The 19026-nt window shown below is 66.9% G+C and carries 18 protein-coding genes and 1 pseudogene; 11 read left to right on the forward strand and 8 right to left on the reverse strand.

The window, feature by feature from the left end:
- Positions 1 to 686: pseudogene (locus tag ACFVTD_RS10980) on the reverse strand (hypothetical protein); the annotation flags it as partial.
- 279 nt (positions 687 to 965) lie between these two features.
- Between ACFVTD_RS10980 and ACFVTD_RS10985 the strand changes: the two are divergent.
- The 8 genes from ACFVTD_RS10985 to ACFVTD_RS11020 all read left to right on the forward strand — a co-directional run bounded on the left by ACFVTD_RS10985 (position 966) and on the right by ACFVTD_RS11020 (position 7481).
- The gene (locus tag ACFVTD_RS10985; protein ID WP_387562272.1) at positions 966 to 1166 is read left to right on the forward strand and encodes a hypothetical protein; all 201 of its coding nucleotides are present in this window, start codon (positions 966 to 968) and stop codon (positions 1164 to 1166) included.
- A 70-nt stretch (positions 1167 to 1236) separates the two neighbouring features.
- Entirely contained in the window at positions 1237 to 2346 is a 1110-nt protein-coding gene (locus ACFVTD_RS10990; protein ID WP_387562275.1) for an exo-alpha-sialidase, read from the forward strand.
- Entirely contained in the window at positions 2339 to 2626 is a 288-nt protein-coding gene (locus tag ACFVTD_RS10995) for a MoaD/ThiS family protein (RefSeq protein ID WP_387562278.1), read from the forward strand. The genes ACFVTD_RS10990 and ACFVTD_RS10995 overlap by 8 nt, the downstream gene beginning before the upstream one ends.
- Before the next feature lie 133 nt (positions 2627 to 2759).
- Positions 2760 to 3542, forward strand: a complete 783-nt coding sequence (locus ACFVTD_RS11000; protein WP_387562281.1) for an ABC transporter ATP-binding protein — start codon at positions 2760 to 2762, stop codon at positions 3540 to 3542.
- Positions 3529 to 4239, forward strand: a complete 711-nt coding sequence (locus tag ACFVTD_RS11005; RefSeq protein ID WP_387562284.1) for an ABC transporter ATP-binding protein — start codon at positions 3529 to 3531, stop codon at positions 4237 to 4239. Before ACFVTD_RS11000 ends, ACFVTD_RS11005 begins: the two co-directional genes overlap by 14 nt.
- A 4-nt stretch (positions 4240 to 4243) precedes the next feature.
- A complete protein-coding gene (locus tag ACFVTD_RS11010) occupies positions 4244 to 5125 on the forward strand; it encodes a branched-chain amino acid ABC transporter permease (protein WP_387562287.1) in 882 nt (293 codons plus the stop codon).
- Positions 5125 to 6225, forward strand: coding sequence for a branched-chain amino acid ABC transporter permease (locus ACFVTD_RS11015; protein ID WP_387562290.1), 1101 nt, complete (start codon positions 5125 to 5127; stop codon positions 6223 to 6225). The genes ACFVTD_RS11010 and ACFVTD_RS11015 overlap by 1 nt, the downstream gene beginning before the upstream one ends.
- A 2-nt stretch (positions 6226 to 6227) precedes the next feature.
- Positions 6228 to 7481 carry an ABC transporter substrate-binding protein gene (locus tag ACFVTD_RS11020; protein WP_387562293.1) on the forward strand — a complete coding sequence of 418 codons (1254 nt, stop codon included), beginning with the start codon at positions 6228 to 6230 and terminating at the stop codon, positions 7479 to 7481.
- A 15-nt stretch (positions 7482 to 7496) separates the two neighbouring features.
- On the opposite strand, the gene ACFVTD_RS11025 is transcribed toward ACFVTD_RS11020, so the two are convergent.
- The 7 genes from ACFVTD_RS11025 to ACFVTD_RS11055 all read right to left on the reverse strand — a co-directional run bounded on the left by ACFVTD_RS11025 (position 7497) and on the right by ACFVTD_RS11055 (position 15170).
- The gene (locus ACFVTD_RS11025) at positions 7497 to 8111 is read right to left on the reverse strand and encodes a PadR family transcriptional regulator (RefSeq protein ID WP_387562296.1); all 615 of its coding nucleotides are present in this window, start codon (positions 8109 to 8111) and stop codon (positions 7497 to 7499) included.
- Between the two features lie 69 nt (positions 8112 to 8180).
- The gene (locus ACFVTD_RS11030; protein WP_387562299.1) at positions 8181 to 9593 is read right to left on the reverse strand and encodes an aminomethyl transferase family protein; all 1413 of its coding nucleotides are present in this window, start codon (positions 9591 to 9593) and stop codon (positions 8181 to 8183) included.
- Positions 9594 to 9632: 39 nt separating this feature from the next.
- A complete protein-coding gene (gene purU / locus ACFVTD_RS11035; protein WP_387562302.1) occupies positions 9633 to 10505 on the reverse strand; it encodes a formyltetrahydrofolate deformylase in 873 nt (290 codons plus the stop codon).
- 10 nt (positions 10506 to 10515) lie between these two features.
- A complete protein-coding gene (locus ACFVTD_RS11040) occupies positions 10516 to 11409 on the reverse strand; it encodes a methylenetetrahydrofolate reductase (RefSeq protein WP_387562305.1) in 894 nt (297 codons plus the stop codon).
- A 123-nt stretch (positions 11410 to 11532) separates the two neighbouring features.
- Positions 11533 to 13023 (reverse strand): aldehyde dehydrogenase family protein, encoded by a 1491-nt coding sequence (locus ACFVTD_RS11045; RefSeq protein ID WP_387562308.1) that lies wholly within the window; start codon positions 13021 to 13023, stop codon positions 11533 to 11535.
- 46 nt (positions 13024 to 13069) lie between these two features.
- Positions 13070 to 14035 carry a VOC family protein gene (locus ACFVTD_RS11050; protein ID WP_387562311.1) on the reverse strand — a complete coding sequence of 322 codons (966 nt, stop codon included), beginning with the start codon at positions 14033 to 14035 and terminating at the stop codon, positions 13070 to 13072.
- 37 nt (positions 14036 to 14072) lie between these two features.
- Positions 14073 to 15170, reverse strand: coding sequence for a 4-oxalomesaconate tautomerase (locus ACFVTD_RS11055; RefSeq protein WP_387562314.1), 1098 nt, complete (start codon positions 15168 to 15170; stop codon positions 14073 to 14075).
- Between the two features lie 299 nt (positions 15171 to 15469).
- On the opposite strand from ACFVTD_RS11055, the gene ACFVTD_RS11060 reads away from it, so the two are divergent.
- Genes ACFVTD_RS11060 through ACFVTD_RS11070 form a run of 3 tightly spaced genes read left to right on the forward strand, consistent with a single transcriptional unit; the run spans position 15470 to position 19008 of the window.
- On the forward strand, positions 15470 to 16729 hold the full coding sequence (locus ACFVTD_RS11060; protein WP_387562317.1) for an aminomethyl transferase family protein: 1260 nt from the start codon (positions 15470 to 15472) through the stop codon (positions 16727 to 16729).
- A gap of 49 nt (positions 16730 to 16778) precedes the next feature.
- Positions 16779 to 18191: an aminomethyl transferase family protein gene (locus tag ACFVTD_RS11065; protein ID WP_387562320.1), complete on the forward strand. Its 1413-nt coding sequence runs from the start codon at positions 16779 to 16781 to the stop codon at positions 18189 to 18191.
- Positions 18181 to 19008 carry a DUF1932 domain-containing protein gene (locus tag ACFVTD_RS11070; protein ID WP_387562323.1) on the forward strand — a complete coding sequence of 276 codons (828 nt, stop codon included), beginning with the start codon at positions 18181 to 18183 and terminating at the stop codon, positions 19006 to 19008. Before ACFVTD_RS11065 ends, ACFVTD_RS11070 begins: the two co-directional genes overlap by 11 nt.
- Positions 19009 to 19026 lie beyond the last annotated feature (18 nt).

Genomic DNA, 19026 nt, shown 5'->3' on the forward strand with positions numbered 1-19026 from the left:
CCTCCGTTGTCGGTGCCGCCGCCGGTGTTGGAGCCTCCGTTGTCGGTGCCGCCGCCGGTGTTGGAGCCTCCGTTGTCGGTGCCGCCGCCGGTGTTGGTTCCTCCGCCGTTGTCGGTGCCGCCGCCGGTGTTGGTTCCTCCGCCGTTGTCGGTGCCGCCGCCGGTGTTGGTTCCTCCGCCGTTGTCGGTGCCGCCGCCGTTGTTGGTTCCTCCGCCGTTGTCGGTGCCGCCGCCGTTGTTGGTTCCTCCGCCGTTGTTGGTTCCTCCGCCGTTGCCGTTGCCGCCGCCGTTGTTGGAGCCTCCGCCGTTGCCGTTGCCGTTGCCGTTGCCGCCGCCGTTGTTGGAGCCTCCGCCGCCGTTGTTGGTTCCGCCGCCGTTGCCGTTGCCGCCGCCGTTGCCGTTGCCGCCGCCGTTGTTGGTTCCGCCGCCGTTGCCGTTGCCGCCGCCAGTATTGTTGGCGCCGCCGTTGTTGGTTCCGCCGTTGCCGTTCCCGCCAGTATTATTGCCGCCGCCGTTGTTGGTTCCGCCGTTGCCGTTGCCGCCCGTGCCGCTGACATTGACCAGCGGTATCAGCGCGCTTCCGCTGGAGTGGGCGATGACCACTGGATCGGAAGCTGCGATGGCAGGTGCTGTGAGGCTCATGAGGCCAAGCCCCACCGCCCCAAATGTGGCTAAGGTGCGTTTCATGTCTTCTCCCCATGTCTGTTCGTGAAACGGACCATGGCGGGGACGGCCAGAGGTGGCGCCGTATTCCCCAGCAACACGGTCAGCTTGCTTTGAGATTTCAGGCTAGGGGCGCCGCCAGGGGCAGTCGCCAGTAGGGGGTACTCGTCTTTCCTGGGGGCTGGCGGCCCAGGTTACCTGCCAGTACCCTAAAGCCGGTCCGCGCCACCTGCTTCAGCGGCGGGACCTTGTCCGCCGCTCGGGCCGCGCCTACCGTTTTAACTGAAGCAGGGAGGGGGAATCGTGGAAATCTACATGTGGTGGTTGGACCTGGACCTGGCCAGCAAAGAGTGGCTGCGGCAGAACCTCCGCGCTCCGGAGTTGCCGCTTCCGGTACTCCAGGGGATCGCGGAAGCCGGCGGCCCGCATCCAGGCAATCCCGCCGCCGTTCTCACCGCTGCCGACTGGGACTTCATCGAAACGCAGTCTGAATTCGTGGACTGACCCCTGTCCGCCCGCGGTCCCTCCGGTGACGGGCTGATAACCGTTGCGCGTTCCCCCGGACGGTGGTTGCATGGTCCGCATGGCAACGGCGGCAGAATCCTTCATCCTGGCAATCGGCACCAAGAAAGGGCTGTGGCTTGCCACCAGCCGGGACCGGCGGGAATGGTCCTTCACCGGCCCCCATTTCCTCATGGCCGAAATCCCCAGCATCGGTATCGATACCCGGGACGGCCGCACCAGGATCCTGGTGGGAGTCAGCAGCCCGCACTGGGGACCCACCGTTGCACACTCCGATGACCTCGGCGCCACCTGGTCCGAGCCCGAGCACGGCGCCATCACCTTTCCAGGCGACACCGGTGCCGCACTGGAGCGCGTATGGCAGATCTACCCGGACGCCGAGTCCCGGCCCGGGGTGGTGTGGGCGGGGGCTGAGCCTATCTCCGTCTGGAAATCGACGGACGGCGGCGAGCACTTCGAGTTGAACCGGGGCCTGTGGGACCACCCGCACCGCAGTGAGTGGGGAGCGGGATATGGAGGCGCGGCGGCACATTCGATCGTGGTGGATCCGGCGGGAGAAACCGTGCACGTCGCCATGAGTACCGGCGGTGTGTACCGCTCGCTGGACGGCGGGTCGTCCTGGGAGGCGCGCAACAAGGGCATCTCGGCCTACTTCATGCCCGACCCCAACCCGGAGTTCGGCCAGTGCGTGCACAAGATCGCCGCAGACGCCGTCGTCGAAGGACGCCTCTACGCACAGAACCACCACGGGGTCTACCGGACCGATGACAACGCTGACAGCTGGAACTCCATCGCCGAGGGCCTGCCGGCCGACTTCGGCTTCGTGATGCTGACACACCCGCGCCGGGATGGCACCGCCTGGGTGGTACCGCTGAAGGCCGACGGCGAACGCATCCCTCCGGACGGAAAGCTCGCCGTCCACCGCACGGACGACGCCGGGAACACCTGGACACGGCTCAGCGCCGGACTCCCCGAGCAGGAATACAACAGCGTGCTCCGGGACGCCGCATCGGTGGACACGGCGGAACCCGCCGGGGTCTACTTCGGCACGCGGGGCGGGACTGTCTACACGAGCGCTGACGAGGGGGAGACCTTCATGGAGGTAGCGTCCCACCTGCCGGACGTGCTCTGCGTCCGGGCGGCAGTGGTAGCCGGTGGCTGAGATTTCGCTGCTGTTGCCCAGTGTCCTGCAGCCCCTGGCCGGTGGGCAGTCCGTGCTGTCCACTCCCGCCGACGGGCCGGTAACAGTAGGGCGCCTGCTCGATGCCGTCGCCGCCGACTATGCCGTGCTGGGCCGCCGGCTCAGGGACGAGACCGGGGCGCTGCGCAGATTCGTCAACGTCTATGTCGACGGCGACGAGGTGCGTCGGCTGCAGGGCCTGGAAACCGAGGTGGCGCCCGGCCAGGAAGTACTGGTCATCCAGTCTGTTGCGGGCGGCTGAGCGTCAACTGGAGTCCTGGCGCAAACCGAGTGCAAAATCGTTGACAATTTCGTCCGCGATCCGTACCGTCGGTTTCGTGCAGTGGTGATCAACTGCATCCATTCCTAGCGATGATGCGACAGGAAGGTACAGGGTGGCCGCGAGCCTGAGCCTCAAGGACGTTAGCCTGCACTTCGGCGGGGTCAAGGTGCTGCAGGACGTAAGTTTCGACGTCGAGCCCGGCGTCATCTTCGGACTGGTGGGCCCGAACGGTGCCGGGAAGACGTCCCTGTTCAACTGCATCAGCGGCCACTACAAGCCAAGCTCCGGCTCGATTTCTATCGACGGGACCGAGGTGTCCGGCAGTGCCCCGTCCCGGATGGCACGCCTTGGACTCGCACGCACCTTCCAGCATCCGGCGCTCCAGCTGAACGCCACAGTCCTGCAGAACGTGCTCCTCGGCGGCCACACGCGGCTGCCCGGCGGCCCGGTCTCGTGGGCCCTCCGCATGCCGTACACCGTCCGTGCCGAGCGCGCCGTCCGCACCGAGGCGCTCGACCTCCTTGCCAACGCCGGGCTGGGCTGGGCGGCGGACGTGCCCGCCGACGAACTGTCCCACGGGCTCCATAAGGGCATCGAGTTGTGGCGGGCGCTGCTTTGCAGGCCCGCGTTGCTCCTTCTCGACGAACCGGCAGCCGGCCTGTCGCACGCGGAGGTTGAACAACTCATCGCCACCGTGAAGCGCCTGCGCGCCGAGCAGGACCTCACCATCATCATCGTGGAGCACCACATGGGACTCATTTCTGCGCTGACGGACCAGGTGGTGGTCCTGGACCACGGGCGGAAGCTGATGTCGGGAACCGCGGCGGAAGCCCAATCCGATCCCCGCGTCATTGAGGCCTACATCGGAAAGGACGCCGCGGATGACGCTGCTTGAACTTACTGGCGTCACAGCGTACTACGGCCCCGTGCAGGTCCTGGACGGGGTTTCCCTCAGCGTCCCGGAGGGCGGATCCGTGGGCATCCTGGGCGCGAACGGGGCAGGCAAAACCACCACGCTCCGCGCCATCAGCGGCAGCGTCCGGACCGGCGGCAGCATCAGGTTCGACGGCCGGGACATCACGGGCCTCCGGCCGGACCAGGTGGCAGCACTGGGCATAGCGCACGTCCCGGAGGGCCGGGGCACCCTGGGCCAGCTGAGCGTGCGCGAGAACCTGATGGTGGGCTCCTACCTGCGCAAGGACCGGAAGGCCATCGCCGGCGACATCGACTACTGCCTGGACCTCTTTCCGCAACTGCAGGACAGGGTTGGCTCGCGCGCAGCAGCACTCTCGGGCGGCGAACAACAAATGCTCGCCGTTGGCCGCGCCTTCATGGCCAAACCCAAACTCTTGCTCCTGGACGAAGCCTCGCTGGGGCTGGCTCCGAGCACCGCCAAAACGGTCTACCAGGCCATCCGGCGGCTGCGGCTCGAATCCGGCATCGCCATGCTGGTGGTGGAACAGAACGCAAACCTCGCCTTCTCCCTGGTGGACACCGCTACCGTCCTGGAAACGGGCCGGAACGTCCTCACCGGAACCTCCGCCGAACTCAAGGGCATGGACGAAATCCGCCGCGCCTACCTGGGGGGCTGACGGTATGGGAACCTTCATCCAACTCGTCGTCGACGGCCTGGCCACCGGCTCCATCTACGCGGCCCTGGCCCTGGCAATCGTGCTGGTGAACCAGGCCACCGGCCTGATCAACTTCGCACAGGGAGGCATGGCTGTGCTGTCCGCCTACATCGCCTACGCGTTCGTGCAGCTCGGCCTGCCACTCATCCTGGCCATCATCATCGCCATTGTCCTGTCCTTCCTCTTCGGCGCACTGGTGGAACGCTTCCTGATCCGGCGGTTCGAACGGGGAGATCCGGACACCGCAGTGGTGGTGACCATCGGCCTGCTCACCCTGGTCACCGGCATCTGCGCGGTCCTTTGGGGCTACAACAACCTGGGGTTCCCGTCGCTCTTCCCGCTGACCAGCGTTGAAATCCTCGGGGCAGTGGTCAGCGTCAGGTCCCTTGCCACCGCCGTGACCATCGTTGTGATCATGGTGGTCCTGCAGCTGCTCTTCCTGCGCACCAAGCTGGGACTGGCCCTTCGCGCCGTTGCCGACAACCCGGCGTCGGCCGCTTTTTCCGGCCTGCCGGTGGGCCGCCTGCTCATGGTGGGCTGGGGACTTGCCGCCACCCTGGGGGCGATTGCCGGTGTCCTGGTGGCTCCTCAGCTGACCCTGACGCCCGGCATGCTGGACACCGCCCTGGTCTACGCGCTCGCCGCCGTGATCCTCGGCGGCCTGACCAGCCCTATTGGCTGCGTGGTGGCGGCATCCGCGATCGGTGTCCTGGAAAACCTGGTGGCCGTCTACGTTCCGCTCATCGGCCACGACCTCAAAATCGCCGTGCCTTTCGCTTTGATCTTCGTCATCCTCATCGTCCGCCCCCAAGGCCTGTTCGGCAGGAAGGTCGTGGTGAGGGTCTGATGAATGCCGCCGCCACTGCACGCAGGCCTTGGGTCCGCATACCCCTCGCCGCCGTCGTGGCCATCGTGCTGATCGTGGCGCCGCTGGCCCTGCCGGCCTTTGCGAACCAAACGCTGGTCCGCATCGGTGTCTATGCCGTGGCCGTGCTCGGGCTGAACATCGTCATGGGCTATACCGGCCAGGTCAACCTCGGTCAGATCTTCTTCGTGGGGCTCGGCGCCTATGTCACCGCCTACGGCGTCAACCACGGCTGGAACATCCTGCTGGTGTTCGTCGCGGCATGCGCCGTGGCCGGGGTAGTGGGGCTGCTGGTGGCCCTCGCGGCCGCGCGCCTGGGCGGCCTGGCCATCGCCATGGTCACCATCGCCCTGCCCATCGTCGGGGTACCCCTGGCCAAGCGACTCTCCGAATTCACCGGCGGTTCGCAGGGGATCTCCGCACGGTTCACGGATGCCCCGGACTGGTCGGGGCTGGACAACGACCAATGGCAGTTCTACATCGTCCTGGTGGTGGCGGCCGCGGCCTTCCTCCTCGCGCGGAGCCTGGTCCGGGGCAAGTACGGGCGGGCATTCGCGGCCGTCCGGGAGAACGAGGCCGTTGCGGCCTCCATGGGCATTTCCCCCTACCGGACCAAGGTCCTTGCGTTCACGATCGCCTCCATCTTCGGGGGCGCCAGCGGTTTCCTGTACCTCGCTGCCGTACAGTACACCTCACCGGAAACCCTCAGCTTCGGCCACTCCATCAGCCTCCTGGCCGCCATGGTGATCGGCGGCGCGGGAAGCATCGCCGGGTCCCTCCTTGGCGGTGCCTACTACGTCTTCGTTCCGCAGTTGACCAACGCCATCGATCCCAACCTCACTACCGTCAGCCAGGGCGCCATCCTCCTCGCGGTGCTGTTCCTGCTGCCCGGCGGCCTGGTGAGCGTACCCCGGGTGGTGCGCCGGCTGGCCCGCCGGACCGGTGCCGGCCCTTCGCCGGGCCGCGGGTCCTCCACCGGTGCAGCCCGGGAAACTTCCCAGCAGACAGCTCCAACCCACCGTCCGGTACCGGACGATGCGCCGGAGGGACATGAACAAACAGAGAGGCAAGATGGACCATGAACATGAGAAAGAAGCCCGGCGGGGTACTTGGCATCGTTGCCGTGACGGCCGCCCTCGCGCTCTCCCTGTCCGGCTGCAGGGGCGATAGCGGCGGCCAGGGCGGCGGCGGTTCCGCGTCCTCTCCCGGGATCACGGACTCGGCCATCACCCTTGGCATTACCACCCCCCTCAGCGGCGCCACCGCCGGCCCGGGCAAATGCACCGTGGCCGGTGTCTCGGCCTACTTCGGTGCCGCGAACGCCGCCGGCGGCGTGAAGTTCGGCGACGGCAAGACGCGCACCGTGAACATCAAGTCCTACGACGACGCCTACGATCCGCAAAAGTCGCTGGCCAACTTCCAGCAGATGGTGTCGGATAACGTCTTTGCCGCCACGGCCGGCCTGGGCACGCCCACCAACCGTGCCTTCCGCGACGCCGCGATCAGCCAGAAGGTCCCGCAGGTGCTGGTGATGACCGGCGACCCGCTCTTCAGTGACCGGAAGCAAAGCCCGTGGCAGCTGGGCTTCGTGCCCATCTACCAGAATGAGGGGGGCGCCTTCGGCAAGCTCCTGGCGAAGTCGGGCGCTCAGCACAAGGTGGCCATCCTGTCGCAGAATGATGACTACGGCAAGGGCTACGTGGCCGGCTTCAAGGAAGCGATCCAGGGAGCATCCAACATTTCGGTGGTGGGGGAGCAGACCTACGAGGCCACCGACACGTCCGTTGATGCCCAGCTCACCCAGCTCGCCGCCTCCGGGGCGGACGTCTTCTTCAACGCCATGTCCATCACGCCGCTGACCATCGCCGCGTTGCAGAAGGCGCAGCAGATCGGCTGGAAGCCCAGCTGGTTCCTGCCCTCCAACACGTCCAGCCCCACTGCGATCCTTGAGCCCGGCGGAGCCGCCGCCTACCCCGGCATCTATTCGGTGTCCTTCGCCAAGGCGCCGCAGAGCCCGGCATTCGCCCAGGACCCCGACGTCGTGAAGTTCCTTGACGAACTCAAGAAGTACGGGAACTACCCGGATATGCCGGCCTTCCCGCACTGCATGTGGAGCTACATGGTGGGCGCCACCCTTGAAAAGGCGTTCCAGAACATGAAGGAACCCACCCGGGACAGCTTCATGACGGCTCTGCGGGACATCAAGGACCTGAAGGCGCCACTGATGCTCGAAGGTACGTCGGTCAACACCACCGTGGACGGCCAGCCGGCAGTGTCCTCGGTGGTTGTGCAGAAGTACAACGGCAAGGGTTATGCCACGGCCGAGAACTTTGGCTGACCAGGGCGGTTTCCGCTAGGCGCGGGCGGCGCTCGGCTCCGGCCGGGCGCCGCCTTCCAGTGTGTCCACCAGTTCCAGCCCGCGCCGGGCCCACTCGATCTCCACCCGGGCCCGGTCCACCAGGCCCTCGTAGGTGAACCGCTTGAAAGCGATGGTCCGTTCACGGTCGGCCGGGTCCGTCACGGCCAGCCGGCGCACCAGCATGGGGTTGTCCACCTGGTCGATGCGCTGGAGTTCACCTTCCCACTGGGCGAGTTCGGACTCCCACTGCTCCTGGTGCCGGCGGAAGAACGCCCGGGCGGCCTCCGGCGAAGCCGCTTCAAGGTAGGCGGCCCGCAGGTGGGCGGGGTCGCGGACCCGGGCGTACTCCAGGGGCGTCTGCATCCAGTTGAGGAAGGCCTTGTTTCCGGTATCCGTCACGTGGTATAGCCGCCGTGTGGCGCGCTGGCCCCTGGGCTGCTCCTCACCCTCGATGAGGTTCTCCGCTTCCATCTTGCGCAGCTCGGGGTAGATCTGGGAGTCGGGGGCATGCCACACATGCCCCACCGACATGGAGAACTGCTTCTGCAGTTCGTAGCCTGACAGCGGGCCCACGCGCAGCAGCGCAAGCAGCGCGTACCGAAGGCTCATGCGGTACTCCTCCAAGGGCTCAAGGAAGGTGCGGGGGCGCCTGCGCCCCCGCACTCCGGGGTCCCCAGCCTAGGCCGACTGGTAGTTCGTCCGCCACCCGCCGTGGTACGTGGCGCGCGCCACGGTGGAGTAGGGCACGGGGCTGACCACGGCCCGCACCTCGGTCTGCACATGGGGTTCGACGGCGGCCTTGGCGGTTCCGCCGTTGGGCTCACCCCATACAACTTTCAGTTCCGTGCCTTCGGGAACGTTGGGATCAATCGTGGCCAGCGAGAGGGCGCGGCGTTCATTGGCGCTGTAGCCGGTGAACATCGAATAGCCCACCACGGTCCCGTCGGCGTCCACCACCGAGTCATAGTTGGCCGAGCCGTAGTTCGCCAGGGGCAGGTCGAAGAACTTGTAGCTGGGTCCGTCCACGTTGAACAGCGACGCGAAGATGGAGGTGACATCTTCGGCGTCCCAGGCCAGGGTAACCTTCTTGCGCTGGGCGGCCGGGTCGATCTTCTGGAGCGCGTCCCGGCCGATGAAGTCGTGGTCGAACTTCACGAACGAGCCATAGCCCAGCTCCCACGGGGTCAGGTAGTAGTCCTCGATGTTCCCGGACACGAACGAGCCCGCCAGGGTTCCGGTGGCTTCGTAGCCGTCGGCCGGCAGCCATTCACGGTAGCCCCGCTCCGCTTCGCCGGTGTAGATGGCCGGAAGGGGAGACGGGATCCAGCCGGATTCGAGGGTATTGGACGGGTATGCCCGGGAGCCGACGGGAACCAGCCCGAACTCGGCTCCGGCCTCAACGATCGCGTCGCGGATGCGGTCGTGGTCCGCGTACGGTCCCCACACCTCCAGTCCCGGTGCGCCGGCCATCCCGTGCCGCAGGGTGCGGACGGTGGTGCCGGCAATGGCCATGGTGGACATGTTGAAGAACTTGAGCTGCTCCAGGGCTCCGCCGTTGAGCTTTTCGATCACCTGCCAGGCGTTGGGCCCCTGGATCTGGAAGCGGTAGTACTGGCGGCTCACGGGGTGGCCGTACGGCCGCGACGGTGAGCGCCGGTCCACGGTGATCTCCAGGTCCCGGTAACCGCCCGTTTCGCCGTGGTAGAGCAGCCAGTTGGCGGCCGGCGACCGGCCGACGTACACGTATTCGTCCTCCGCCTCGTGGAAGAGGATGCCGTCGCCGATCACGTGCCCGGACTCGGTGGTGGGCACGTACTGCTTGGCCTTGTCCACCGGGAACACGGCGGTGGAGTTGATGGCGGTGGCGGTGATCAGCTTGATGGCGTCCGGGCCCTTCAGGAACAGGTTGTCCATGTGGTGGGACTGGTCGTACAGCACGGCCGTCTGCCGCCACGCGGTCTGCTCCTTGATCCAGTTCTGGAAGTCGGCCGGGACCACCGGGTAGATGTAGGAGCCGATCTGGGAGTTGCGGAGGAGGTCCACGGCCCCTTTCGACGCGTCGAGGACTTCCTGCAGGTTTTTCGGTGCCACGTTGAACCTCTTGTTCTGTATCGGATTGGTGGTGGGTCTTTAGAAGACGATGGTCTGGTTGCCGTGCCGGATGACCCGGTCTTCGGCATGCCACTGGACGGCGCGTGACAGTACCGCGCGTTCCACGTAGGCGCCCCGCGCCTGCAGGTCCAGCGCTGAATGGGCGTGCGTCACGCGTGCCACGTCCTGTTCGATGATCGGCCCCTCGTCCAGGTCCTTGGTCACGTAGTGCGAGGTGGCGCCGATCAGCTTGACTCCGCGGTCCTTCGCCTTGCGGTACGGCGCGGCGCCCACAAACGCAGGCAGGAAGGAATGGTGGATGTTGATCAACGGCACGGAAACCGCGTCCAGGAACCCGGGGGACAGGATCTGCATGTACCGGGCCAGTACCACGAAGTCCACGTTCCCTTCCAGCAGCTTCAGGATTTGGGACTCGGCCGCGGCCTTGTCCGCCCCGGCGGACGGGACGTGGAAGAACGGGACGCCAAAGGACCGCACGTCCTCCGCGGTGTTGGTGTGGTTGGAGATCACCATGGGGATGGTCACCGGCAGTTCACCCCGCCGGTGCCGCCACAGGAGTTCGAGCAGGCAGTGGTCGGAGGTGGATACCAGGATGGCCATACGCTTGGGGATGGAGCGGTCGGTCAACGTCCAGGACAGCCCCAGTGGTGTCAGCGTCCCGGCGAGGTCGGCCTCGATCCCGGGTATCGCCGCGGACAGGTCGGGCCGGTTGAAGACCACCCGCTGGAAGAAATCACCCGAAGAAGGATCGCTGGAGTATTGGTCCAGGGACACGATGTTTCCCCTGTTGCGGGTCACGAGGGCGGCCACCGCGGCCACGATGCCGGGCTGGTCCGGCCCGTGGACGATCAGGCAGGACTGGTCCTTGCGGGATTCGGTGTGCAGGACCATGGCGTGCCGCCTAGCCCTCTGCGGTGAAGTGCCGGACCCAGTTGGCCGTGGCCAGCAGGCCGCCAAAGGTGTAGAAGTGAAGCCCCACCTGCGCCGGCAGGTGCTGGTCCTGCCGGGGTGCCCGGTCGGCCAGCACGGCGGCCAGGTCGTTGACGAACCGGTCCGGGCCGGCGTCGCCCATCAGGTTGGTCAGCGAGAAACCGTATTTCTTCACGATCATGGCGTTGGCGCCCACCCCGAAGCGCCGCGCGAAGCCAAGCAGCCGCTTGACGCCGGCCGGGCCTGGCGTGCCCACGCGGATGGGAGCCTGGATGCCCCTGGCCCGGACCTCATCGATCCACGCGGAAACGGGCGCGGTGTCGAAGGCGAACTGCGTGATGATGGAGGCTTCCAGCCCCTGCGCGGCGAGGGCTGCGGCCTTGTCCTCCAGGGCCCGCCAGAGGTCTTCCCGGCGGATGTCCGGATGGCCTTCCGGGTATCCGCCTATTCCCACCTCGCGCACCCCGTACTGTTGCAGGAGGCCGGTGTTGACCAGTGCCAGGGAGTCTTCGTAGGGGCCCTCCGGTTCTGCGGGGTCGCCACCCACCACGAAAAGATGCTCGGCGGCGCCCACCTCCTGGAGCCGCCCGAGGAACTCCTCAAGGTCCCCCTTCGAGGCCAGCCGGCGCGCCGATACGTGCGGCACCGGGATGAAGCCCAGGTCCCGGGCAGCCTTGGCCGCGGCCACCCGCATCTCAAGGTCCTCATTGCCGAGGAAGGTGACGTTGATGCGGGTGCCTTGCGGAATGCTGTCCTTTGCCTCGATGAGGGCAGGAATGTCCTTGCCGGTCATCTCCAGCGAGAAATTCTTGATGAGTTCCAGGGAGGCTGCCCGGTTGGGGGCGGGCATGGTTCGAGTCGCCATCAGGTCATCCTTTCGGCGGGTGCAGCGGTGCACCCGCCTCCAAGATTACCTATGTGCATAGGTAATGTCGATAGCTATTTGGTAATTCCTGGACCCTTCATGACTGCCGGCCGCCCGCAGGCCCTACCCTTCGGCCGCGGCCGGTTCGAGATGGGCGATGGCGCGGGTGTCCTGGAAGGCCCGGACCCCTTCGATGCCCTGTTCCCGGCCCATGCCGGACTGCTTCATGCCGCCGAAAGGCGCCCGCAGGTCCAGCCGGGTTGCGCCGTGGTCATTGACCCAGACGTAGCCACAGACCAGGCGTCCGCCCACGCGGTCGGCCGCTGCCGGATCGGCGGTCCACACCGAGCCGCACAGGCCCGCCCAGGTCGCGTTCGCCGCCTCCACCGCCTCGTCCTCCGTGTCGAACGGGATCAGGGGGATGACGGGCCCGAACTGTTCCTGGGTGACAACCCGCAGTGCGGGATCCGGATCGATGACCAGTGCCGGGCGCAGGAAGTTCCCGCCGCGCAGTTCAGGGTCCGAGGGAAGGGTGCCGAACTCCCTGACATCCGCGCCCGCTTCCCTGGCCTCCTCGATGAGCTCGGCCACGAAGGCCTTCTGTACGGGGGAGTGCAGCGGACCCATGGTGGTCCCGTCGTCGAGCCCGTAGCCGATGACCGCCTTTTCGAGCCGCTGCGAGAGCCCGGCCACCACCTCGTCCAGGCGCGAACGGTGCACGTAGACCCGCTTTGCGTTCATGCAGATCTGGCCTGTGGTGTCGAAGATGGCGGCATGGAGCCGGTCCAGGTGGGTTTCATCGAGGACCGCGTCTTCCAGGATGACGGCAGCGTCGTTCCCGCCGAGTTCGAGGGTCACCCGGGTGAGGGACTTCGCGGCCATTTCCATGATGCGCTTGCCGCCGCCCACGCTTCCCGTGAAGCAGACCTTGGCGATGTCCGGGCTGGTGATGAGTTCGGCCATGTCCGCGTCCTTGCCGGTCACCACGTTCAGCACCCCAGGGGGCAGCTTTTCGGCGATCCGCTGGACCACGCGGGTCGTTGCGAGCGGCGCGGTGGGCGGCGGCTTAACAATCGCCGTGTTCCCTGCCAGCAGTGCGTGCGGCAGGGAGGCTGCAAGGATGGCGATGGGCCAGTTGAACGGCACGATGACCGTCACGACTCCCAGCGGCTGGAAGGTGACTGAGGTGGAGACCGGCATGCCGGGCGCGGGCGGCAGCACCTTGGCGGTGTCGACGTCGGGAGCCAGTTCCAGCGCGAGGTTCCACCTGATCTCGAACACCAGGGAGTCGACCCAGGCTTCCATGCGGATCTTGCCGTTCTCCTGCGAGAGGATGGCGGCATCCTCGTCGCGGAAGTCCGCGATGCCTTCCAGGGCCTGCCGCATCCGGTCCGCGCGTTCCTGCGCACCCAGTGCTGCCCATCCGGGGTAGGCCGCCTTTGCTGCGGCGATGGCATCCTGGACGTCGGACGGGCCGGCTGCCGCGGCGTGGCCCACCACTGTGCCGGGCTTGCCCGGATCGGCAATGTCCATCGTGGCGGCGGCCTGGCGTTCGGTGCCTCCTATGTAGAGGCCGGTGGTCACCGGGGCGGACGTGTCCACTGTGTTGGTCATGATGATGCACCTCTCTGTGCGGTACTGCCGGGATCCCTTAATTTTCTCACTGGCGGATGTTTGGTGTTCCGTGCGTATGGAACGTCTCGATGGTCTTCATGCCCCAGGCCTGGCCCTTTTTGCGCTCCTCCTGGCTCCACTCCACCACTGGCGAGTCAGGGTCCAGCAGGAGGCGGGCGCCGGCGTTGGCCAGCTCGATCCGGTTGCCGCCGGGCTCCCAGACGTACAGGAAGAACGTCTGGTTGATGGCGTGCTTGTGCGGCCCGGACTCGATGTGGATGCCGTTTTCAAGGAAGATGTCGGCGGCCTTCAGGATGTCCTCGCGGGTATCGGGGGCGAATGCCACGTGGTGGAGCCGGTTGCCGTGCTTGAGCCAGTCGTCGGAGTACACGACGTCGTAGGACTTGTTGTTGAAGTGGAACCACCATGCGGCGTATCCGCCGTCGTCGAGCCGGATGCGCTCGCTCTCCCGCCCGCACAGCGCGTGGGCCACGAATTCGCCGTTGGCCACCACGTCCTTGGCCAGGTAATTGATGTGGTCCAGCCGCCGGGCGTTGACGCCCCGGCCGGGGAAGGCCGAGGCCTGGTTCTTCAGGGCGGGTTTGTCGTCCGTGGCCACGTACCGTTCGGTTTCGTAGTAGATGCCCATGAGGTGCCCGTCGGGGTCCCGGAAGGAGTACGTGGGCCCGGTGCCCACTTCGCCGTCTTCCCAGCCGATGCCCAGGCCGGTGGCTTCGATGGCGGCGACCCGGCGCTCCAGCGCCTCCTGGCTGGTGGTCCGGAAGGTGGTGCGTCCGACGCCGGCGTCGGCTGAGGCGGTGAGTTTGAGGGTGTAGAGCTGGTATTCGTCCCAAGTGCGAAGGTAGGCGGACCTCGTGCCGCCACTGCCGGTCTCCGCCACGACGCGCATGGCGAGCAGGTCGCGGAAGAACCACAGGCTTTCCTCGAAGACGGGGGTCAGCAGTTCCACGTTTCCAAGGTGGGCGACGTCGAACGAGGTATACCCGGTCATGAAGCTGTCCTCTCTAAAAGGGGTCGTTGTGCAGGCGTCAGGGGCGCGGGCGCGGGAAGGCGCGTCCGTCGAAAATCTTCCGTGCCGTCCTCAGGGCGGTTGAACGGGTCACGGTGTAGCCGTCAGGGGTGGAATCGATGGCTACCTCGACGTCGAAGTGCCCGGTGGGGTGTTCCACCCTGAAGGGTTCGCCCGGTGAAGGAAGCGCGGCCAGGTCATGGCCCACGGATCCTTCGGCCAGGACCCCGGCCGCCACGGTGAGTGCTCCAAGCACTCCGATGGAGGTGTGGACCCGGACGGGAAGGAAGCTGCGGGTGCCAATGGCGCCCCCTTCCCGCGGCGGCGCCAGCAGCACCAGCTTGGGCACGGTCGCCCTACTGACGTCGCCCATGCCCATCAGGTCCGCCGCGGCGAGGCGGAGCCCGGCCAGCCGGTATGCCAGGCCTTCATTCGCCTCGAGGTCTGCAGGGGATTCGTCCCCGGTGATGCCCAGGTCGGCGGCACGCATCAGGACGGTGGGCATTCCGTTATCCACGCAGGTGAGGTCCATCCCGTCGGCGTGGTCCATGACGTTGCCCGTGGGGAACAGGGCCCCGGTCGAAGAACCGGCGGTGCCTTCGAAGTTGAGCCGGATGGCTGCCGCCGTGCCCGGAACGCCGTCGATCGCCACCGCGCCCCCTGCCGCCGGGCCGCCGTCGTAATCCACCACGCCGCCGGGGGTGGCAAACCGTGCCGTGGCCATGCTGCCGGTGTTCAGCATCCGGATGCGCACTTCGGTGTGGCCGTCGGACGGCTGCACCAGGCCACGCTCCACGGCGAAGGGCCCGACGGCGGCAAGGATGTTGCCGCAGTTTTGCCGGCTGCTGACGAGTGCGGTGTCCACGGCGACCTGGAGGAACAGGTAGTCCACGTCCGCCCCGGCGTCGGGAGACGGCGCGATGACGGCAACCTTGCTGGTCAAGGGGTGCGCTCCGCCCAGTCCGTCCACCTGGCGCGGATCAGGCGAGCCCATGATCCGTAACAGCAGGTCGTCGCGTTCAGCGGGGTCGGCAGGCAGGTCCGAGGCCAGGAACAGCGCACCCTTGGAGGTCCCGCCCCGCATCAGGAGGCAGGGGATTCCCTCTGTATCGGGCATGTGCACCCTCGCGTTCCACGGCGGGCATGGTGCCTGGGCGGCCCATGGTCAGTCCTTTCCGGCGGACAGTGCCAGAAAACCACGCTCTGGAACTTTGGTCAAGACATCCGATACAATTTTGTTAGCAATCGTGTTGGTACTGGACGTCCGGGGCTGCCTACCGCCGCCGTGGACCGAACGATGGAGTTCGCAGTGACAGGCATTTCGCAGTGACAGGATCTTTGCAGGAAGCGCTGGACCGGGCGGCTTCACCCGTCCAGCTTTTACGCGATTCCCCGGCCAGCCCCCATGTTTTTCCCGTGCGGGCCGAGTTCAGCAACTGGCGTTCCGAGCAGAATTCCTGGCGCACAGCCTGTGCCCTCCTGGACCAGTCGCACCACATGACCGATCTCTTCCTCTCCGGGCCGGGCGCGGAAAGCCTGCTGCGCGGGCTCGCGGTGAACTCTTTCGCGAACTTTCCGGTGGACCGTGCCAAGCAGTTCATCGCGGTGAACCATTCAGGGCAGCTCATCGGCGACGCCATTTTGGCGCACCTCGATGAACAGTCCTTCAACCTGGTGGGCCACCCGATGGCCATCGACTGGGTTCAGTACCACGCCGAAACCGGAGGCCGCGATGTTGAAGTTTCCCGCGACGGAAACTCGATCGTCCGCGCCGGGGACCCCCGCCTCTTCCGCTACGAGCTCCAAGGGCCCACCGCCCTGGCCCTCGTCGAAAAGCTCACCGGCGCCCCGGTGCCGCAACTCGGCTTTTTCCATATGGGGCGCCTCCCCATCGCCGGACTGCAGGTCCGGGCCATCCGGCACGGCATGGCAGGGCAGCCCGGTTACGAGCTCTTCGGCCCTTGGGCGGAGGGCGAACGCGTCCGGGATGCGCTCTTGCAGGCCGGTGGGGAATTTGGGCTGACCCAGGTGGGGGCGAAGGGCTACTCGACGGCGAACCTTGAGTCCGGGTGGGTGCCCTCGCCCGTGCCGGCGGTCTTTACGGACGAACGGCTGCGCGGCTACCGCGAATGGCTCCCGGCGTCAGCGGCCGGTTCACTCGGCGGGAGTTTCGATTCAGCGGACATCGAGGACTACTTCCTGACCCCCTACGAGCTCGGGTACGCCCGCTCCATCGCCTTCGACCACGACTTCGTGGGCCGTGAGGCGCTGGAAGGGCTCTCCCGCACCTCCTCCCGCCGCAAGGTGACACTCGTCTGGAACCCTGACGACGTCCAGGACGCGATGGGTTCCCTCCTGCGGCCCGGGCTTCCCGCCAAGTACATCGACATGCCCAAGGCCCGCTACGCCCTGTTCCAGGTGGACCGGGTGCTCCGGGACGGCAAAACGGTGGGCCAGTCCTTTGACTGCGGCTACATCGCCAACGAACACTCCTTTGTCTCCCTGGCGGCGGTTGACGGACTGGAGGACGGCGACGAGGTCACCGTGCTCTGGGGCGAAGAACCCAACTCCGCCAAACTGCAGGTGGAACCCCACCGGCAGTTCCCCATCCGGGCCACCGTCGCCCCCGCCCCCTACGTGCAATTCGCACGCGAGAGCTACCGCGCCACCCGCTGAACCGCCTACCGCTGAACTGCGCCACCCCTGAACCGAAGGAGAACAGCCCATGGCCCCGAAATCCCTGCAGGACGTGCTCGATGCGGCCGGCAACACCGTCGAACTTCTGCGTAACTCCCAACTTGGCACCTACATTTACCCGGTTGTCCCGGCCGAATTCACCAACTGGCGGCGCGAGCAGCGGGCATGGCGTGAAACGGCGGTGCTCTACGACCAGTCCCACCACATGGTCAACTTCTTCGTGAAGGGCCCCGATGCCTTGAAGCTCTTCTCGGACACCGGCATCAACAGCTTCGCCAGCTTCCCGGTCAACACCGCAAAACAGTTCGTCCCCACGGCCTCCAACGGCGGGGTGATCGGCGACGGCATCCTGTTCCACCTGGAAGAGCAGGAATTCGTCTACGTGGGCCGTGCGCCGGCTGCGAACTGGCTCCAGTTCCATGCCGAAACCGGCGGGTACGACGTCGAATGCACCTACGACGACAGGTCGCCGTCGCGCCCGTACGGTCAGCCGGTCAGCCGGAAGTACTACCGCTTCCAGATCCAGGGCCCCTGCGCCTGGCAGATCATCGAGAAGCTCAACGGCGGAACCCTGGAGCAGGTGAAGTTCTTCCACATGGGCCACCTGGGCATCGCCGGGGAACAGGTCCGCACGCTCCGCCACGGGATGGCGGGCGCGCCGGGGCTGGAAATCTGGGGACCCTACGACCAGCACGGGAAGATCCGGGATGCCGTGCTCGAAGCCGGGGCCGAGTTCGGTCTTGAACCGTGCGGGTCGCGGGCCTACTCCTCAAACACGCTGGAATCGGGCTGGATCCCCTCGCCCCTGCCGGCCATCTACAGCAGCGATGCCGAGCGCGCCTACCGTGAATGGCTGCCCGCAACCAGCTACGAGGCGGTCAACGCGCTCGCCGGCTCGTTCGTCTCCGGCAACATCGAGGACTACTACCTGACTCCGTGGGAGCTGGGCTATGGCTCCTTCGTGAAATTCGACCACGACTTCATTGGCCGCGACGCCCTCCAGCAGGTCGATCCTGCCGCCCAGCGGAAAAAGGTCACCCTCGCCTGGAACGACGAGGACCTGGCCGCCATCTGGGCGTCGTTCCTGGACCGCGACAAGCCCGGCTACCAGTTTTTCGACGTCCCCAACGCCAACTACGGATCGTCGAACTACGACTCTGTCATCGACGCCGACGGGACGGGGGTGGGCCTGTCGCTCTTCACTGGGGTGACGGCCAACGAACGCCGCGGCCTCTCGCTGGCCACGGTAGACCCCAACGTTGGGATCGGCACCGAAGTGCGGGTTGTCTGGGGCGAGCCCGACGGCGGATCACGGAAGACGACCGTGGAACGGCACGAACAAATCAGTGTCCGCGCCGTCGTCAGCCCGGCCCCATACGCGGTGACGGCCCGCACCGAGTACCACGGCGGCTGGCGGACCGCTGCCGCCGGTGCCAGATAGGCAGGCGAAAACGGCCGCCCCCGCTGTTGCCGTCCTGGGCCTGGGGGAAGCCGGGAGCATCTACGCCCACGACCTGGCCGGCCGTGGATTGCGGGTGACGGGAACGGATCCGGTGGTCCAGGCAGTCCCGCCAGGGGTGCGGCGGGCCCCCGGGGTCAGCGAAGCGGTGGCCGGCGCCGGCCTGGTGATCAGCCTGGTGGGTGCCCGCGCGGCGGAAACCGTCCTTGCGGAGGCGCTGGCCGCAATGGAGCCGGAAGCCATCTTCGCGGACCTGAACACCGCGGCGCCGGGCCAAAAGCGGCAGCTCGCGGAACGGGCGGCCAGGAGCGGAGTCCGTTTCGCCGACGTCGCCATCCTGGCGCCCGTTCCCCGCGGGCGGATCAATTCGCCCCTGCTGATTAGCGGCACGGGGGCTGATGCTCTGCTGTCACTCTGCGCCGGCTGGGGTATCCCGGCGGCCGGCGCAGGCGGCGAAGCCGGTGCTGCGGCAGGCCGGAAACTGCTCCGCAGCGTGTTCATGAAGGGGCTGGCCGCGGCTGTCCTGGAGGCGGTCACGGCTGCCGAGGCGGCAGGGGCAAGAGACTGGATCGTCAGCCAGATCGCAGCGGAACTTGGCCCGTCAGGCGATGCGCTGGTGGCGCGGATGCTTGAGGGGACTAGGCTGCATGCCGTCCGGAGGGGAGCGGAAATGGTGGAGGTGAGGGAGTTCCTCGAGTCGCTGGGGGCAGCCCATCCAGTCACTGACGCCACCATTGAGTGGCTGCAGTCGCTGGCGCAGGACCGGGAGGGGGGACGGGTTGCGGACAGTCCTTCCTGACTACGCCCGCAGCCGTCT

The organism is Pseudarthrobacter sp. NPDC058119 (assembly GCF_042884655.1).
Taxonomy (GTDB): domain Bacteria; phylum Actinomycetota; class Actinomycetes; order Actinomycetales; family Micrococcaceae; genus Arthrobacter.